The organism is Singulisphaera sp. GP187 (assembly GCF_900129635.1).
GTDB lineage: Bacteria > Planctomycetota > Planctomycetia > Isosphaerales > Isosphaeraceae > Singulisphaera.
In genome coordinates this window covers 2,803,451-2,819,451 of the sequence record NZ_FSRB01000001.1, presented here as the reverse complement: position 1 = coordinate 2,819,451, position 16,001 = coordinate 2,803,451, and the positions used below count along the sequence as shown (strand labels likewise).

Annotated in this window: 10 protein-coding genes; 7 read left to right on the top strand and 3 right to left on the bottom strand. The window is 63.5% G+C overall.

Going from position 1 to position 16,001, the window contains the following annotated elements; genetic code table 11:
• Positions 1-94: 94 nt before the first annotated feature.
• The gene (locus BUS42_RS10965; RefSeq protein ID WP_074306948.1) at positions 95-4,171 is read left to right on the top strand and encodes a beta strand repeat-containing protein; all 4,077 of its coding nucleotides are present in this window, start codon (positions 95-97) and stop codon (positions 4,169-4,171) included.
• Between the two features lie 190 nt (positions 4,172-4,361).
• Here the strand turns inward: BUS42_RS10965 and BUS42_RS10960 are convergent, their stop codons facing one another.
• Positions 4,362-5,612: a hypothetical protein gene (locus BUS42_RS10960; RefSeq protein WP_254053436.1), complete on the bottom strand. Its 1,251-nt coding sequence runs from the start codon at positions 5,610-5,612 to the stop codon at positions 4,362-4,364.
• A 593-nt stretch (positions 5,613-6,205) separates the two neighbouring features.
• On the opposite strand from BUS42_RS10960, the gene BUS42_RS10955 reads away from it, so the two are divergent.
• Positions 6,206-9,598, top strand: coding sequence for a WD40 repeat domain-containing protein (locus BUS42_RS10955; protein WP_074306947.1), 3,393 nt, complete (start codon positions 6,206-6,208; stop codon positions 9,596-9,598).
• Positions 9,599-10,204: 606 nt separating this feature from the next.
• Here BUS42_RS10955 and BUS42_RS10950 read toward each other — a convergent pair.
• Together BUS42_RS10950 and BUS42_RS46395 are read right to left on the bottom strand one after the other, a co-directional pair.
• Positions 10,205-11,230, bottom strand: coding sequence for a leucine-rich repeat domain-containing protein (locus tag BUS42_RS10950; protein WP_083670139.1), 1,026 nt, complete (start codon positions 11,228-11,230; stop codon positions 10,205-10,207).
• A gap of 189 nt (positions 11,231-11,419) precedes the next feature.
• Positions 11,420-11,818: a DUF6916 family protein gene (locus BUS42_RS46395; protein ID WP_410001702.1), complete on the bottom strand. Its 399-nt coding sequence runs from the start codon at positions 11,816-11,818 to the stop codon at positions 11,420-11,422.
• Between the two features lie 531 nt (positions 11,819-12,349).
• On the opposite strand from BUS42_RS46395, the gene BUS42_RS10940 reads away from it, so the two are divergent.
• The 5 genes from BUS42_RS10940 to BUS42_RS10920 all read left to right on the top strand — a co-directional run bounded on the left by BUS42_RS10940 (position 12,350) and on the right by BUS42_RS10920 (position 15,705).
• Positions 12,350-12,661, top strand: coding sequence for a DUF6916 family protein (locus BUS42_RS10940; RefSeq protein ID WP_074306944.1), 312 nt, complete (start codon positions 12,350-12,352; stop codon positions 12,659-12,661).
• Positions 12,662-12,733: 72 nt separating this feature from the next.
• Complete coding sequence (locus BUS42_RS10935; RefSeq protein WP_074306943.1) at positions 12,734-13,255, top strand: phage tail protein; 522 nt, start codon at positions 12,734-12,736, stop codon at positions 13,253-13,255.
• Positions 13,256-13,318: 63 nt separating this feature from the next.
• Positions 13,319-13,837 carry a phage tail protein gene (locus BUS42_RS10930; RefSeq protein WP_074306942.1) on the top strand — a complete coding sequence of 173 codons (519 nt, stop codon included), beginning with the start codon at positions 13,319-13,321 and terminating at the stop codon, positions 13,835-13,837.
• A gap of 55 nt (positions 13,838-13,892) precedes the next feature.
• A complete protein-coding gene (locus BUS42_RS10925; protein WP_074306941.1) occupies positions 13,893-14,417 on the top strand; it encodes a phage tail protein in 525 nt (174 codons plus the stop codon).
• 169 nt (positions 14,418-14,586) lie between these two features.
• Positions 14,587-15,705 carry a TIGR03032 family protein gene (locus BUS42_RS10920; protein WP_074306940.1) on the top strand — a complete coding sequence of 373 codons (1,119 nt, stop codon included), beginning with the start codon at positions 14,587-14,589 and terminating at the stop codon, positions 15,703-15,705.
• The last annotated feature ends 296 nt before the right edge of the window (positions 15,706-16,001 follow it).

The window sequence follows — 16,001 nt, the reverse complement described above, 5'->3', positions numbered from 1 at the left end:
TGCTTGTCGATGTTGACGCCGGGGGTTTTTCGGAGTTCGCGGTAAGAGAGAGTGGTTGGCCCTCCAAGAGTCGAATTTTTTACGAGATTCATTTATGCTTTCTTTTTACGACTGGCGTAACAACCCCTCCGAATCGAAAAATTTGAAGCGGGACCGACCGCGTCGCGTTCTGGGGCACACGGCGAGGTTCGAGTCGCTCGAGCATCGGTGCCTGCTCTCATTCCTGGATATCACGGCTTCCAGCACCTCCTCCGCCGGCCCGCTGACGTATACCGAGTCCACAGGGGTGGGGACGACCAACGAGCTGTCGATCGTTTCCAGCGGTGCGGTCGGCAGTTATACGATTACCGATCTGTCCCAAACGATCGGCCTGTCGGACTCGGCCATCTCACTCGGATGGACCGGCGCTGGCACCAATACGGTGACCGGCCCAGCCTCCTCCGTGACCAGCCTGGCGATTTCCTCGAGCAACAGTCAGGTCAACAACCTGACGATCGGATCCATTGATGCCCCCACGGTGGTCACCGGGTTTGATGCCGTCAATGTCGGCACCACTCCGGGGGGTACTTCGACTCTCCAAGGGATTCGCCAGCCGTTGACCATTGGCGTCCAGCCGGGGCAGACGACGCCGACATCGTTGACGCTCGACGATTCGGGCGGCACCGTCGGGCGGAATTGGACGGTCAATCCCACCTCGGTCTCGGGGGGGTCGCCTGCGCTGATTGGTTGGACTCCGGGGCAGATCGGCCAGTTGTCCATCCGGGGCGGGAGCGGGGGCAACGCGTTCACCGTCAACAACACGAGCGCGGCGACGAGCATCAACCCGGGGGTCGGAACCGATACGGTCGAGATTCTTGGGACCACGAGCAGCCTGGCGATCGACGGCAGCGGGGCGTCCTCGACGACGCCCGCCGATGCGATCCACGTCGTGCTCGGGCCGGCAATTGGCGGAGCGTTGAGCTTTCTGGGTAATGCGCGGAATATGAACCTGGTCCTTGATGGGACGAACACGAAGGCCAATGTCACCGCAACGCTCGCTCAGGGACTGATTTCCGGACTGATGGCCCAGCCGATCCAGTTCCAGAGCACGAGTCTCGCCCGGTTGAGTTACCTAGGCGGTTCCGGCGCCGATACGCTGACTGTCGACTTCTCGGGCGGGAACCCGATTCCCTCGGGCTCCGGCCTGGTCTACAACGGCAACGCCGGGATCAACGCGTTGGTGCTGAAGGGCGGATCGTTCACGGACGAAACGTATGGGGCGAGTAATTCCACCGACGGGTTCATTTCTCTGACGGACACCCGGATTCAAGCGAACTCATTCATTCAATTCCTCAACCTGAGTCCGATCCTCGACACGGTTCCCGCGACCAATTTCACCTTCGTTGCGCCGACCAGCGCGGTCGCCTTGAACGTGGTCAACGGGCCGCTCGTTCAGGGAGTTCAGACGACGGAGATCAACAGTGGTGATACCCCGGTAGGTTTCGAACTGATCGATTTTGCCAACAAGACGAATGTCCAGCTCAACCTGACTCGCGACGGGTCGGTGTCTGGGCTTGGTCAGGTGATTACCTTGAATACGCCCACCGCGGCGGCTGGGCTCGCCTCGCTGACGATCCTCTCGAGCGAAGTCGCGGACCAGATTCGCGTCTTGGCGACGGCTCCAGGGGTGGCGACCGCCATCAACTCAGGGGGGGGCAATGACCAGTTCACGGTTCTCCCCTCGGGCTTGGGGTCTGGGGGCCTTCTGCTCGACGGGGGAACCGGTACCGACACCCTGAGCATTGATGCGGGCGGAGGAACCGTGAAGTTTACGGGGACGACCGTCACCATTGCGAATTTCCCCACGATCACGTTGGCCAATATTGAACAGGTCAACATTGTCAACGCCGCCAATCCGCCGGTGACCCCGATCCCGACCACGATCAGCGGTGAGGCGGGGATTCCGTTGACGAACACGGGCGTCGGCCAGTTCTCCGACTCCGATACCAGGGAACCGGCCAGCAACTTCACCGCGACGATCGATTGGGGAGACGGCACGGCCCCGACGTCGGGGACGGTCACCCAAACGAGCAGCTCCACCGGTTCGACGTTCGAGGTGCTTGGTTCCCATACGTACCAGAACCCCGGTAATTTTCCGGTCAACGTGAACGTCGCCGACCAACCGAACACGACGACCACAATCCTCAGCGGCGTCACGTTCACCGTCACCGACGTCGGCGGCAGCGTGACCACGATCCACAGCACCGCGCTGATTGCTTCCTCGGTCCTCGTGGTGACTCCGTTGCCGATCACGGTGACTGAGGATCAGGCGTTCACGAAGCCACTCGTTTCGTTCACCCCCAGCTTTGTGCTGGGGAATGCGTTACTCGCGGCGGAAACGGGCTTTACCGCGGTCATCAACTGGGGCGATGGGACGGCCCCCTCGGCGGGAACGGTCGTTCCTGACGGGGAGGGGAGCTTCCTGGTCAACGGGTCACATCTCTATCTGAGAGAGACGGCTCCGGGGGTTCCCTATATTGTGACGGTGGTGATCCAGGATCCCCAAGGGGTCATGACGACGGTCCGGACCACTGCCACCGTTCTCTCGAACGACATCGTCACGACCGATGCGGACAGCGGGCCGGGTTCGCTCCGGTTCGTGATCGACGATGTCAACGCGGATCAGATCCCGACGACGATCACCTTCAATATCCCAGGCGCGGGGCCGCATCGGATTTCTCCGCTCACTCCCTTGCCTTTGATCGCGTACCCGGTCTTCATCGACGGGTCGAGTCAGCCCGGTTTCCAAGGGGAACCGCTCATCGAGATCAACGGGAGCCTTGCGGGGGCCGGAGTCGACGGTTTGACGCTTGCCGGTGGCCACTCCACGGTGCAGTCGTTGGTGATCAACGGGTTCGCCGGGATCGGCCTGCTGCTCGAGGGGGCCGGAGGCAACCGGGTCGTGGGCAATCGGATCGGCACCGACCTCTCCGGTACCCAGGCGATCGGCAACGGGGACGGCATCCAGATCCAGAACATCACCGGCAATACGATCGGTGGTCTGACGCGGGCGGAACGCAACATCATCTCGGGCAACCGCGGCGTCGGCATTTACCTGGTCGGTCCTGGTTCGGTGTTCAACCACGTGATGGGTAATTATGTCGGTACGGATGTCACGGGGACGGCGTCGGTGCCGAACTTCCAAGGGGTGGTCATGCTGGGCTCAGCCCAGAACCTGATCGGCGGTGACACGCCCGGGATGGGCAACCTGATCTCGGGCAATGCGTCGGTGGGGATCCAGATCTTCAATGATGCGACGGTCTTCAACGGCCAACCGATGTTCAACCCTCCAGGCGTTGCGACCGGGAACGTGATCCAGGGGAACCTGATCGGTACGGATGCCCTCGGGACGGGCCGGCTCGGCAATGCTCAGGGGATCTTCGTCAACGACGCGTCGGGTAACCTGATCGGCGGGAGCACCCCGGGCGCTGGGAACGTCATCTCCGGGAATCGATCGATCGGGATCCAGATCCTCGGTGACAACGCGACGAACAACGCGATCCTCGGCAATTTCATCGGGACCAATCGCGTGGGGACTCGCGGGCTGGGCAACTCGTTCGGAGTGTTCCTCTACTCGGGACCGGGGAACTTCGTGGCGCCCGCCTCCGCGCCCGCAGGCAATGATATTCGATTCAACACCTCGGGAGGGGTGCAGGTTCGTGAGTTGTCGGAAGGGCCGCAGGTTGAGCGGGTCGGCCTGGTCTCGGGGGCGTCGGCGGGCACGGTGAACGGCCTCGGGGTGATCTTCACCACCTATCTCGATGCTCAACGCGCGATGAATCCGGCCAATTACGTCATCACAACGATCCGGCGGAACTCGCGCTTTGGAGCGCGGATTCCGGTGGCGAACGTCTTTTACGACGATATTTACCGGACCGTCACGGTGACTTTCGCCAGGCCGGTCCCTCGAAACACGGCATTCCGCCTCCGCGTGGTTGGAACCGCGCCCGGCGGCCTGACCGACAAGGCGGGCAACTTCCTGGACGGCAACGATGGTGGCGTGCGCGTGAGAACCGGGTCCGACTATCAGGCGACCTTCATCCAGGGGGTCCAGGTACAAACCGCAGCGTCCGCCTCGTCGGCTCCGACCCGCGGGAGGAAAACGCTCCACCGAGGACCGAGAGGGGTCTAACGCCGAGGCCGGGATTCCCACCTCGAACTGAGGTGGGAGCGGGGGCCCGTCGGGAACTGCCAATCGGCCGGCCCGGCTGGTGGAATTGGACCTGGTGGCATCCCGATCAGCGGGTCACCAGGTCCGATTCCACCGGCCGGGCCGGCCGTACTCGGGGAAGGTGTTGTTGCGTGCTCGGATCCGGTTGGGATCAGAAGAAGGTGTTGAACAGGAGCATGGCTTCGATGTTGAACGGTCGCGGCCCTGTGACCGGTTCGACCACGCCGAACGAGAGGACCGAGTTGTTCTTGAAGAAGACGTTCAAGCCTTCGGTCAATCCGACCACTTGGCTCGTCGCCATGATGTCTCTGCGATCGAACGGGTTATTATGATTGAACGCCACGTTGACGTGGCTTTCGATCGTAGGCGCGATCGACCGGATGAAGCCGTTCGGGTTGGGGTTACGATAGAGGAAGTAACCGAGCGAGAAGTCTTGGTACAAGAGCGTCACGTCACGCGAACTGGTTGGGACATCGACCGAAGTGAAGTTGATGGCGTAGAGGTTGCCCCAGGTCCACTGTCCCGCGATGAACGGCTGCAAGTTGGTGTAGTGCAGCCCTCGAAGGTAGTTGGCTCCGCCGAACGTGGCCGGACCTGTGGGCATGGTGATTGCCAACCCGGTCGAGATCACCCGACCTTGTTCCCGGTCGATCCAGAGCGCGTACTTGACGAAGGCGGTGAGGTCGCCGAGCGAGGTGCTCGTCGATCCGAGGTTGCGGATCGAGCTATTGGCGGTCAACGTATTGAGCGGAAGCCGCATGCCGAACGACGCATTCTTATCGAAAAACGTTTTCTCGAACCCGAAGACGTGGCGATAGGCCTGGATGTCCGAGAGCGGGACGTTGAACCGTTTGTTGATGGCGCCGTTGACGTCGTCGAAGAAGTTGAAACTATAAGTGATCCGATCGACGGGCATCGGCGTTTGATTGTCGGCGATTTTGAAGTTACGTACGCTCGGCACGAAAGCGGCGGACTTCATTCGCTCGGAGGGAAAGCGAGTCGGTCGATTCGGTGGCTCGGGGGGGGGCGGCGGTACGAAGCCCGGTCGAGTGGATTGAAGGATCGCCAAGCGGGAGACCGGCGCCACGTCGCCGAACATATTCAGTGCGCCTTGCGGCTCGCTCAGACCCCCTCCCAATCCCGACGACGGGGCGGGAGGCGTGGCCGCAGTCGCACCCGGCGGGGTCGCTCCCTCGGCGCCGGTGGGCGGGGTCGCTCCCTCGGCGCCGGTGGGCGGGGTCGCTCCCTCGGCGCCGGCGGGCGGGGCTGCTCCCTCGGCCGGTGGGAACTGACTCGCCCCGGGACCACCCATCGAGGGCTGGGTTGACGGACCGACCGGCAAGGGCTCGCCGGGACGAGGCATCGCCATCGGGTTGTAACCGGCCGATGGCGGGGCCATCATCGGAGAATAAGGGATCGGGGCGGGCATCGGCATGGTGGCCGGGCAGGAATGGCCCGACGACGCGAAGTACCGGACGGATTGTCCGCACCGCTGACAGCTCGACGATCGGGTGCGCCAGGGCCACTCGAAGGCCGGGGCCGGAATGGCCGCAGAAAACGCGAGGGCTGATAGCCCAAGGGTTAGGATCCTATTTCGACGTTTCCTCATCGGAATGAGTTCCCCCGTACCCCTGAACCCAGGTGGTCGGTATTAGTTTCGACCTCGTGCCACAGTAATTACCCGAAACCCGGCCTCCGCGTCGGGAGGTTGGGATTATGCTAGAATAATCGGTCGAAGCAGTGGTTCTGATGACTCTTTTGTTGCCAATTGTTAAGGCAAGTCCGTGCGGAAGCATCGGTCGGAATCGGGGAGCTGTGTCACACCCCTATGAGCGGGACAGTAGAATCTGCGATGCGAAACCAGGCGCCGGCTCTCGAACCACGAAGGTATTCCAAGGGGATGAGTTGAGCGTGCCACACCGGCGTGGGCATGAGTCGACGCATCTCAGGTCAACCTCGGGGAGAATTCTCACCGAGGGGAGTGGAATCAGCTTGATGTACCGACACCGACATTGTTGGATTCGTGGCGGAGCCTTGTTCCTGATCTCCGCCGTCTGGGGGGGGCGGGCCGAGGCCCAGGCCAATCTCGGGGACATCACCCAGCCGATTCCGGTCGTCAATAGCGGAGGCCACTCGGCGCCGGTGCGCTCGTTGATCTTCACGGCGGCCGACGGTTCGACGATCCTCTCCGGCGGGATGGACAAGGTCGTCAACGTCTGGAATCTCGGCGATCCCCGGCCTCGGCTTGTGCGGACGATTCGGCCGCGGATCTGGCGGGGCTACGCCGGCTCGATCTACGCCATGGCGCTCTCGCCCGCGGCCGACGCGCGCGGTCAAAAACTCCTGGCCGTCGCCGGCATCGGAGTCGACAGCAACCGGGCCGAGATCAACCTGTTTCGGTTCCCGGGGTTGGAGCATGGGACGACCGGGGAGGTCGATTCTCAGCTCCCGTCGGGGCCACCCCGGGGCCACGGCATGAGCGTCATGTGCCTCTCCTTTGATCCGACGGGGCAGTTCCTGGCCTCCGGGAGCAATGACGCCACGGTCCGTATCTGGGGTCTGCAAACCCGAACCACCACGTCGGTGTTGACCGGGCACAAAGGTCCGGTCAATACCTTGGCCTACACTCCCAGCGGCCGCCGGCTCGTCACCGGAGGGGCCGATGGCTTGCTCAACCTCTGGGATGTCGCCCGAGGCGCGATCATCGCCACCGCGCGGCCGAACCCTGCCCGGCAGAATCCGGCCGATCCCGCCGGAGACGCCATCAATGCGTTGGTGGTCAGTCCCAAAGGGACCTGGGTGGTGATCGGGCGGGAAAATGGGGACCTGGTCCGCTTTGACCTGGCGAACCTGGCGAACGAGACCTTGCTTCCCCGAGGGGAGAACGGCCAAGGGGCCGTCGAGGCACTGGCGGTCAGCCACGACGGGAACCAGCTGGTGTCGAGCGTCCTCAGCCATCGTCTCGTCCGCTCTTCGGATCTTCCGAGCGTCGAGTGCGACGTGGAATTACGGACGATGCCCCAAGGGGCCGTCACGTCGAGGTTGGCTCGCGTCTCGAACCTGGTCAATGCCTGCACCTTCAGTCCCGACGATAAGCGGCTGGCGTTCGCGGGGGGGGACACGCAAGGGATTACGATTCGTGAGCTCGCCGATCCGAATCGGCCGCCGATCGAACTGGCAGGGCAGGGGAGCAGTATCTGGGATCTCGGGTTCGGCCCGGACGGCCGCACGGTCGGCTTCTCGCGGAGTCGCCCCGACCTCCCTGGGCCGGCGCCGAAGTATGAGGATTTCGACCTCAGAGGTCAGCGCGTGACGTTGTTCGATCGCGGGGAACTCAGCCGAGCCGTTTCCACGCTCGACGGTTGGAAGGTTCAACCGATCGATCCGTACACGCTCGACTTGAGGAACGCCCAGGGCCAAGGCTATCGGCTCAAGCTCGATCCCAACACCGACCGGCGCTGGTGGTCGTACAGCTTCATCCCCAAGAGCCCGACCCACCCGCTGCCGATGCTGGCCGTCGGTTCGGAAGTCGGCGTCATCTTCTTCCGGCTCCAAGATGGTGCGCGGACGCGGATCTATGCCGGGCACAGCGGACCGGTTTATAGCTTGGCACCCTCGCCTGACGGTGTCTGGCTGGCCACCGGGTCGGCCGATCAGACGGTCCGTTTCTGGCGGCTGGCGGGTTGCGACACACTGCCACCCCTCGGCGCTCGCTTCGACACGGCGGCCGGCGGCCAGATTTCCGTAGCCGCGGTGGAACCGAGGAGCTTTGCCGAGGTCATGGACCTGCATGTCGGCGATCAGGTCCAGAAGCTCTACATCGCGGCCAAGGAGACGTCTGAGATCGGCCAACTGGACAAGGTGCTCCCCAACACCAAGATCGAGTTCGTGGTGCTTCGGGCCGGCAAGCGGGTCGAGTTGATCACGACCAAACGCGATGCCCCCGCCATCTCCCTCTTCCCCGCCCTCGATCGCGAGTGGGTCCTTTGGACTCCGCGCGGCTATTACGACACCTCGGCCATCGGCGACCGCAAGTATCTCGGCTGGCACCGCAACCGCCTCGCCCCGACCGAGTCGACCGACTACTTTTCGTTCGACAACTTCGAGAAAGAGCTGAGAAAGCCGAGCGAGCTCGACCGCCTGCTCCAGACGGCCGACCTGGGAGCGTTCGACCCCGCGCCGGGTGAACCGGCTCCGTTGCGTCAGCCGGAACAGATCGTGGCCGAAGACCGGCTGCCTCGCCTGGAGATTCTCGGCCTGGCGCGGCCCGGGTTCGAACCGCTCGTCGTCGGGGGTGGGGGCGGGGCGGTGCCGATCCGGGTCCATGCCACCACCGAGGATGGTGTCGCGGGGCGCGGCTTGATCAGTGCGCTTCGCGTGCTGGTCGACAGCGGCAAGGTCAGCGAGCTTTTGTTCGACCCGCCGATCGCCGCCGTCGACCGCGAGTTGACGGTCAACGTGAACCCTGGGATTCACAAGGTGAGCGTGGTTGCGGTCAACAGTCTCGCGAAGGAGCGAACCAACGTTTTCGAGGTGATCGCTCCGGAACCTCCGAAACCGGTTGAGGAGGCGCCCCCTCGGCTGGTCGTGCTGGCGATTGGGGCCGACCGTTTCGGAACGGGCGATTCGGGTCTGCCGCGGATTCCGTTCGCCACGGAAGATACCCGTGACGTCGCGGCCTTCCTCGGCGCACCGGGTGGCGCGTCACGGTTCCAACGCGTGGATGTCCGCCCGATCCTCGGGGCAGACGCCACCACGGAGCGGATCCTTGCGGCATTCAAGACCCTCGATGACGAACGCGATCAGGGGAAACTCGGCCAGGGGGACAGCGTCTTCGTCACGATCGACTCCCACTTCCTGACCCATGGCAAGGACGCGACGATCCTGGCCGCCGATAGCACCCTCCGCACGGCGGCGACGGCGTCGATTTCCACCACGGTCATTGCCGAGACGCTCGGCCAGCTTGCCGACTATGGCTGCACCGTGATGCTCATGCTCGATACGCTCCACGAGAAACGGCCGGCGCCCCCTCAGACGAATCGCGGCCTGAACGAGTGGGCGCGGCTGCTCTATCGCCGCAACGTCATTACGATGGTCTCCTCGATTCATGGGCCGAGCCAGTCCGTCGTCTCGCGCGGCCACGGTGCATTTGCCGTCGGCATTCTCGACTCGCTGAACGTCCAGGGTCGCTCCCGGTTGACCAGCGAAGCCGATCGTCCGCTGACCCTCTTCGACTTCCAGGACCGTGTCGCGCGCAACGTGCAAGGCGTGACCAATCGCCAGCAGCACGCCCGCTGCTACATCCCCGACGCGATCGCGAGCCAGACGGCCATCTTCGACCCCCCTGCGCGAAGCCAGCCCCGGCGGCTCCGTGCGGCGAGTGAATAGAGAGGCGGGCCAGATCACAAGTGTCCGGCGAAGGCAATGCTTGAGGCGGCTTGGTCCTCGCTCGCCTTACAAAGGCGAGCGGGGAGCTGATCGCTCCCTGTCTTCCGCCGGACGAAGCGCCCTCGCTATTGAGTTTCGGGGACGTTGTCCTGGGCTTTCTTGGGCTGCCCCGTTGGGGCTGAAATCGGCGGGAGTATGCGAACTCGTCGGCAAACCGCTCTAAGTATGTGGAAATAGTCTTCTTTAGTATTGAATAATATGCAAGCCCACTGGGTTTTGCATCCCCGCGGTCACCCATCAGAAAATCAAAGAAAACCGAGACCAACGGCTTAGGCTCTGTTTGAGAAATGGGTTCGAGTTCGTCAGGAACGACCAAAGGAGGAGCAATCCCGACTGTCGGGCCGCGGCTTCCTGCGAACCGAGCCGCGCACGCAGCGCAGCGGAGTAAGCGATCGGGTTGCGCCCGGCATGTCGGGACGTCAGTCCTGTGACGGCTTACTCCGCTGCGCTGCGTGCGCGGCTCGGTTTGAGCGAAGATCATCGCCAGAGTTGGACCAGACCCAATTTCTCAAACAAAGCCTGGTCGAGTGCCACGGAGCCGATGATTTATCGAAATATCGTTGTCTTTGGTGATTTCTGATGAAACCGCATGGCCCCAGCGGCGGTCACCTGGGTGTGGGAGAGGTCCAGGGTCTGGAGCTCCCGGAGTCCCTCCAGCCGGGCGAGACCGACATCGGTCACCCGCGAGCGGCTGAGGACGAGCGTCTGAAGCTTGGTCAGCTCCTTCATGTGGGTGAGTTCGGCGTCGGTCACTCTCGTCCGCGAGAGGTCGATCATTTCGAGGGTCGAACAACCTTTCAAGGAAGCCAAACCAGCGTCGCCGACTCGGGTTGAGGAGATATCCAGAGCTTGCAGTCGGCTCAGATCCGTCAGGGAGGTCAGACCGACGCTTGTCACGTTCGTTCCGGAGAGGCGAAGCGACCGAAGCGTGGTCAACCCCTTCAGATGGGCGAGTCCCGCGTCGGCGATCTTCGTGCCCGAAAGGTCGAGCGTTTCGAGGGCGACCAAGCCCTCGAGGTGGGCCAGCCCGACATCACCGAGCTTGGTTCCCGCGAGGTTGAGCTCTTGGAGCCGCCCCAGCCTCGCCAAGGGGGACAGGCCGGCGCTGGTCACGCGGGTCTTCGAGAGGTCGAGCACTTTGAGCCCAACCAAGCCCTCCAGGCCCGCGCCGGCGACCCTGGTCTCGGACAGTCGCAGGGTTTTGAGCTTCTTCAGTCCATTCAAGCGGGCGAACGCGGCGTCGGTGATCTGGGTGCCCTGCAAGTCGAGAGTCTCGAGCCGGCCAAGTCGGGCGAGATGAATGAGGCCCGCATCGCCCACCCGAACGCGGGCCAGGAAGAGATGCTGCAGGTTCGCTAAACCATTCAAGTGAGCGAGCCCCGCGTCAGTCACGGCGCACTGGGTGATCACCAGGGTCTCGATGGTCGGGAGCGCCTTGAGCGGGGCGAGGTCGGCATTGGTGACACCAGGATGGCCGAGGAGGACGCGGACGACCGCCCCCGCCGGTTGGTTCCCCTCTCGTTCGACCCTGCCCGAGAGCCGCTCGATCTCGGCGACGGCGCGCAGTTCCATCGACGAGGGTCGCGTAGCGACGGATTGGCGCTCTTGCGATCGCGCTTGGGGGCTGGCGTTCACCAACGTCAAGCTGAATAGGGCCGCGAGGGTTCGCCACAAGCCCCTCGGAGCGGAGGAGGGGATCAGAGCCCGGCGTTCAGCACCGTCTCGATCGGCATTGCTGGGTCGAAACACGGGGGAGTACCGCTAGCTGAAGATGGCTTCGAAATGTGCGACGTCGGTTTGGGGGCCGATCGGTGCCAGGAAGAGGTCGAGGATGCCGAACCTGCAGTGCTGGACTCGGGAGAGACCTTGCTCCAGGCGGGAATCGACCGGACCCCGGAAGACGACCGAGAACGGAGTCCGAGCGGCCAGGCCCGGAACGGGGACGAGCTGCGGCCGCAAGAGCTTCGCCTCGATCAACGTTAAGGAGAGGGGAGGGGCCGATTCCGGCTTGGCCAAGAATGATTCCCCCACAAGAGGCGAGAAGTCTTGGCAGGTCAAAGCGTCCAGTCTGAATACCCGGATTTCACTTGCGATGGGCTCCTCGGCAAGCGTGGTTGGCCTTAGATTCGAAGGCCAGGTCGAACCGATCAGGCCAGCCATCCCCAAGTCGGAGAGGCCCGTCAAGAACGTCCGACGACAGATGGGTCGCGGTCGCATCATGGTCGTCCTGCTTCCTGACATACGGCGGCGACGCGTCCTTGGAATCGAAGCCTGGATAGGTAGGGTCCAACCTCGAACGACCGGCCGAGTCGCATCTCTATGTGGAAATTGTCAAATTGTGGTTGCACTTCTTAATTTAGGGTTGTTGTCGCGTCTTGATTGTCCACGAGCTCACGGGCCTGTCAAGGATCGAAGTCGGAAAGTTCGCCGGAGTGGGTTCGAGCCGGGGGCGAATCCTTCCTTGTTGAAATGTGCCGAACCACGAAATTCCGTTATGTCCGCAGCCTTCAAGGGAAAAAACTTCCTCAAGTTATCTTTGGTACTTGACTCTACAGAATGATTGACGTTAACTGCGAGCTTATCTTGTCGCGGCGAATTTTCGAGCACCTCTGGGTGCGGATTGTCAATCACCGCCACCGGCGATAAAAAAATAAGATGTCGCGATGAAAAACATGTCGGGTAAGGTGACGCATGAGCGATCGGCTCTCAATCTCCGATTTCATGGGGCACGTCGACCCGTTGTTCCGGGTCATCCGAGAGACCGGCGAGACGGTGGAACTCCGACTCATCGAGGCCAAGCCGCTCAGGTTGCATAACGCGCCCCCCGCGGCGGGGGAACGGGAGCCATTCTCCCTGATCTTCCGGGGGCCGTTTCAGGTCGGCCTTCCGCAACAGATCCATTCCCTGAAGCACGAAGCGTTTGGCGAGCTCACCTTGTTCCTGGTGCCGCTCGGCGCGGAGGGAGACCCGGAAGGGACCCACTATCAGGCGGTCTTCAACTAGGCGGAATTGGGAACGGTGAGGACGTTGAGCGGCGTCGCTCGACCACGGTCTTGAGGCACCGGAGCGCGAGACATGGAACCATTCCTCGGCGAGATTGGGCTCGTCGCCTTCAATTTCGCGCCCCGGGGCTGGGCGTTCTGCAACGGCCAGATCCTGCCGATCAACCAGAACCAGGCGTTGTTCTCACTGCTCGGGACGACCTTCGGAGGCAACGGGGTCACCACCTTCGCCCTCCCTGACTTGCGGAGCCGGATCCCTGTCCACTCGGGCCAGGGGCCCGGTCTGAGCAACTACAGCTTGGGGGAGACTGGGGGGGCCGAGGCGGTCGCGCTGACGGTTGCTCAACTTCCCAGCCACTCCCATGCGGCGCAAGGAGGCTCGGGAGTCGGCAGCAGCGTCGGTCCCGCGGGTCAGGTCTGGGCCGGCTCGGCGATCAACAGCACGCCGTATCGCTCGGGAGGCGTTCCCACCGCAACCATGATACCCGGGTCGATCACCGCGACGGGAGGCGGTCAGGCCCATGAGAACCGGCAGCCGTACCTCGTCGTGAACTTCGTCATCGCTCTGGTGGGAGTCTTCCCGAGTCGGGACTGAAGTTCGGCGGCGGTCGCGCCGCTGCGATGCCAGAGCGCTTGCCAACCCACCGGAGATCCTCGGATGGACGAGCCGTTCCTCGCGTACATTGCCCTGGTCGCGTTCAACTTTGCGCCTGTGGGCTGGGCCATTTGCAACGGGCAGCTCTTGTCGATCGCCGAATATAATGCGTTGTACACGCTCCTGGGAACGACCTATGGGGGCGACGGGATTACGACCTTCGCGCTTCCCGACTTGCGCGGTCGCGTGCCGATTCACAATGGCCAGGGGCCCGGTCTGAGCGCCTACAATCTGGGGCAGCGAAGCGGGGCTGAGGAAATCACCCTCAATCCGAACCAGATCGCCAGTCATGATCATGTGCCACAGTGCACCACGGAGCCAGGCAACAGCGCAGGCCCCGGCGGTGCGGTCTGGGCGAGCACCTCCGGCGACAATCTCTACGCCGCGTCAGCCCCCGCCGCCGCGATGGCGGTGCAGGCGATCGGTTCGGTCGGTGGGGGCCAGCCCCACGAGAACCGGCAGCCCTACCTGGGCTTCAACTACATCATTGCTCTGAATGGCTTGTTCCCCACCCAGAACTGACGTCCCTGGGGGCTCCGAGGGGGCGTCAACGCCCACACCCGGTGGAGGAGTGTCCATGCTGAATCCGTTCCTCGGTCAGATTCTGGCCGTTCCGTACAACTTCGCCCCGCGGGGCTGGGCCCTGTGCAACGGCCAGATCCTGCCGATCAGCCAGAACACCGCGCTGTTCTCACTTCTGGGGACGACCTACGGCGGGAACGGTCAATCGACCTTCGCTCTGCCCGACTTACGGGGCCGTGTGCCGATCAACGCGGGCCAAGGCCCTGGCCTGAGCGACTACAGCATGGGCGAGGCCGACGGGTCGGAAGCCGTCACTCTCCCCTTGGCCGGCTTGCCGAGCCACTCCCATGGCGCGGTCGGCTTCGCCCGTCGTGGCCGCGCCTCGTCCCCCGCCGGCGCCGCCTGGGCCGCCTCGTCCGCGGGCGATACGACCTATACCGGTGGGGCGGGGGCCAACGCCCCGATGTCCCCCGTATCGACCTCAGTCGCCGGGAGCGACCAGGGGCATGAGAACCGGCAGCCGTACCTCGCCCTGAATTTTATCATCGCCCTGCAGGGAATTTTCCCGGCCCGGGGCTAGCCGGCATCATTCGGCGGCGGACCTTCTCGTTCGCGAACCGGAACGGCACTGATGGGCTCCCCGTCAGTTCCTCTCGCCCCTTTGGTAAGATTTGGGCGCGACTTCGCGTGAGTCTGGTGAACGAACGATCGATTGTGGATGATCCGGGCTCGGGGCAGAAAAACGGTCGATGAATCAACCCCGTCCGCATTCAACCCCGGACCCTCGCGATCAGGTGATCGGTTGCGCGGTCTCGGGCGCCTTCCCCCAGTGGCTCAGCGAGGCGGGGGGCACACTGGCCCTGACGACCTACCAGGCCGGCAAGGTGGGGCTGATTGGCTGGGATGGGCGGCAGGTCACCCTGCTCTTTCGCGACTTCGACAAGCCGATGGGACTGGCCAGGGACGGCTCGCGGCTTCTGCTCGCCACCCGCAATCAACTCTTTATGTTTGCCGACGCACCCCTCCTGGCCAACGACTTTCAGGAGCATCGCCGTGGCGCTTATGACGCCCTCTACCTGCCACGGGTCGCCTATTTCACCGGCGACCTGAACGTCCACGACGTGGCCTTCGGCGCCGAGGCGCTCTGGATGGTGAATACGCGGTTTTCCTGCCTGGCCTCGCCGAGCCGTGACTACAATTTCGTGCCTCAGTGGCGTCCGCCGTTCGTCACGGCGACGGTGCCCGAAGACCGTTGCCACCTCAATGGATTGGCGATGGCCGAGGGGCGACCCAAGTTCGTGACCGCGTTGGGCCAGTCCGACGCCGTGGGGGGCTGGAGGTCGAACAAGGCGTCGGGGGGAGTCGTCGTCGATGTGGAGACCAACACGGTCGTCCTCCGCGGCCTGAGCATGCCCCATTCGCCCCGCCTCCACGACGGTGCGCTCTGGGTCCTCAATTCGGGGGCCGGCGAACTCTGGCGGGTCGATCCGGCGACCTTCCGACACGACGTCGTCTGCACCCTGCCCGGATACTTGCGGGGTCTCTGCCTGGTCGGGCCGTTCGCCCTGGTGGGCCTGAGCATGATCCGCGAGACCCACATCTTCGGCGGTCTGCCGGTCCAGACGCGGCACCCCCGGCTTCATTGTGGAGTGGCCGTGGTCGACCTGCGGACGGGACGCGAGGTGGGCCGGCTCGACTTCACGTCCGGTTGCACTGAATTGTTCGATGTCTGCTTCCTCCCCGGTGTCACTCGCCCCATGATCCTCCATCTCGGCAAGGACGAGACCCAGCAAGCGTTCACCACGCCCGATTTTTCTTACTGGCTTCGTCCCAGCGCCTTGATCCCCGATCCCGAACCGCGCGGCTGATCGCTGGACAAACCTCCCGATTGAACGCCACGCGTGCCCGACCGTGGCCTTGGGGGCCGCCGGATGGATTCCACCCCGTCCGTGCTCGGTCCCACGGCGTTCTGCTCGCTCGGTGGAAATCCGCGGCGGTCGCGAATCTCGAGCACGATCGCATTCAGCGGCAGGATCGATAGAACCTGTTGGACTGAAATCTGAAATCGTTTGTAAGAGTCCGTATTGATGTGCTAGATTAATCGTTGATAGCGTGTTGTCGCGAATGTGGCGACTTCTCCACGCCCACTGCGCCGGGATTGGGG

Coding starts and splice junctions, on each gene's coding strand:
- BUS42_RS10955 (WP_074306947.1), top strand. CDS start 6,206: ATGTACCGACACCGACATTGTTGGATTCGTGGCGGAGCCTTGTTCCTG.
- BUS42_RS46395 (WP_410001702.1), bottom strand. CDS start 11,818: ATGGCTGGCCTGATCGGTTCGACCTGGCCTTCGAATCTAAGGCCAACC.
- BUS42_RS10925 (WP_074306941.1), top strand. CDS start 13,893: ATGCTGAATCCGTTCCTCGGTCAGATTCTGGCCGTTCCGTACAACTTC.
- BUS42_RS10930 (WP_074306942.1), top strand. CDS start 13,319: ATGGACGAGCCGTTCCTCGCGTACATTGCCCTGGTCGCGTTCAACTTT.
- BUS42_RS10965 (WP_074306948.1), top strand. CDS start 95: ATGCTTTCTTTTTACGACTGGCGTAACAACCCCTCCGAATCGAAAAAT.
- BUS42_RS10960 (WP_254053436.1), bottom strand. CDS start 5,612: ATGATGGCCCCGCCATCGGCCGGTTACAACCCGATGGCGATGCCTCGT.
- BUS42_RS10935 (WP_074306943.1), top strand. CDS start 12,734: ATGGAACCATTCCTCGGCGAGATTGGGCTCGTCGCCTTCAATTTCGCG.
- BUS42_RS10940 (WP_074306944.1), top strand. CDS start 12,350: ATGAGCGATCGGCTCTCAATCTCCGATTTCATGGGGCACGTCGACCCG.
- BUS42_RS10950 (WP_083670139.1), bottom strand. CDS start 11,230: ATGGAACTGCGCGCCGTCGCCGAGATCGAGCGGCTCTCGGGCAGGGTC.
- BUS42_RS10920 (WP_074306940.1), top strand. CDS start 14,587: ATGAATCAACCCCGTCCGCATTCAACCCCGGACCCTCGCGATCAGGTG.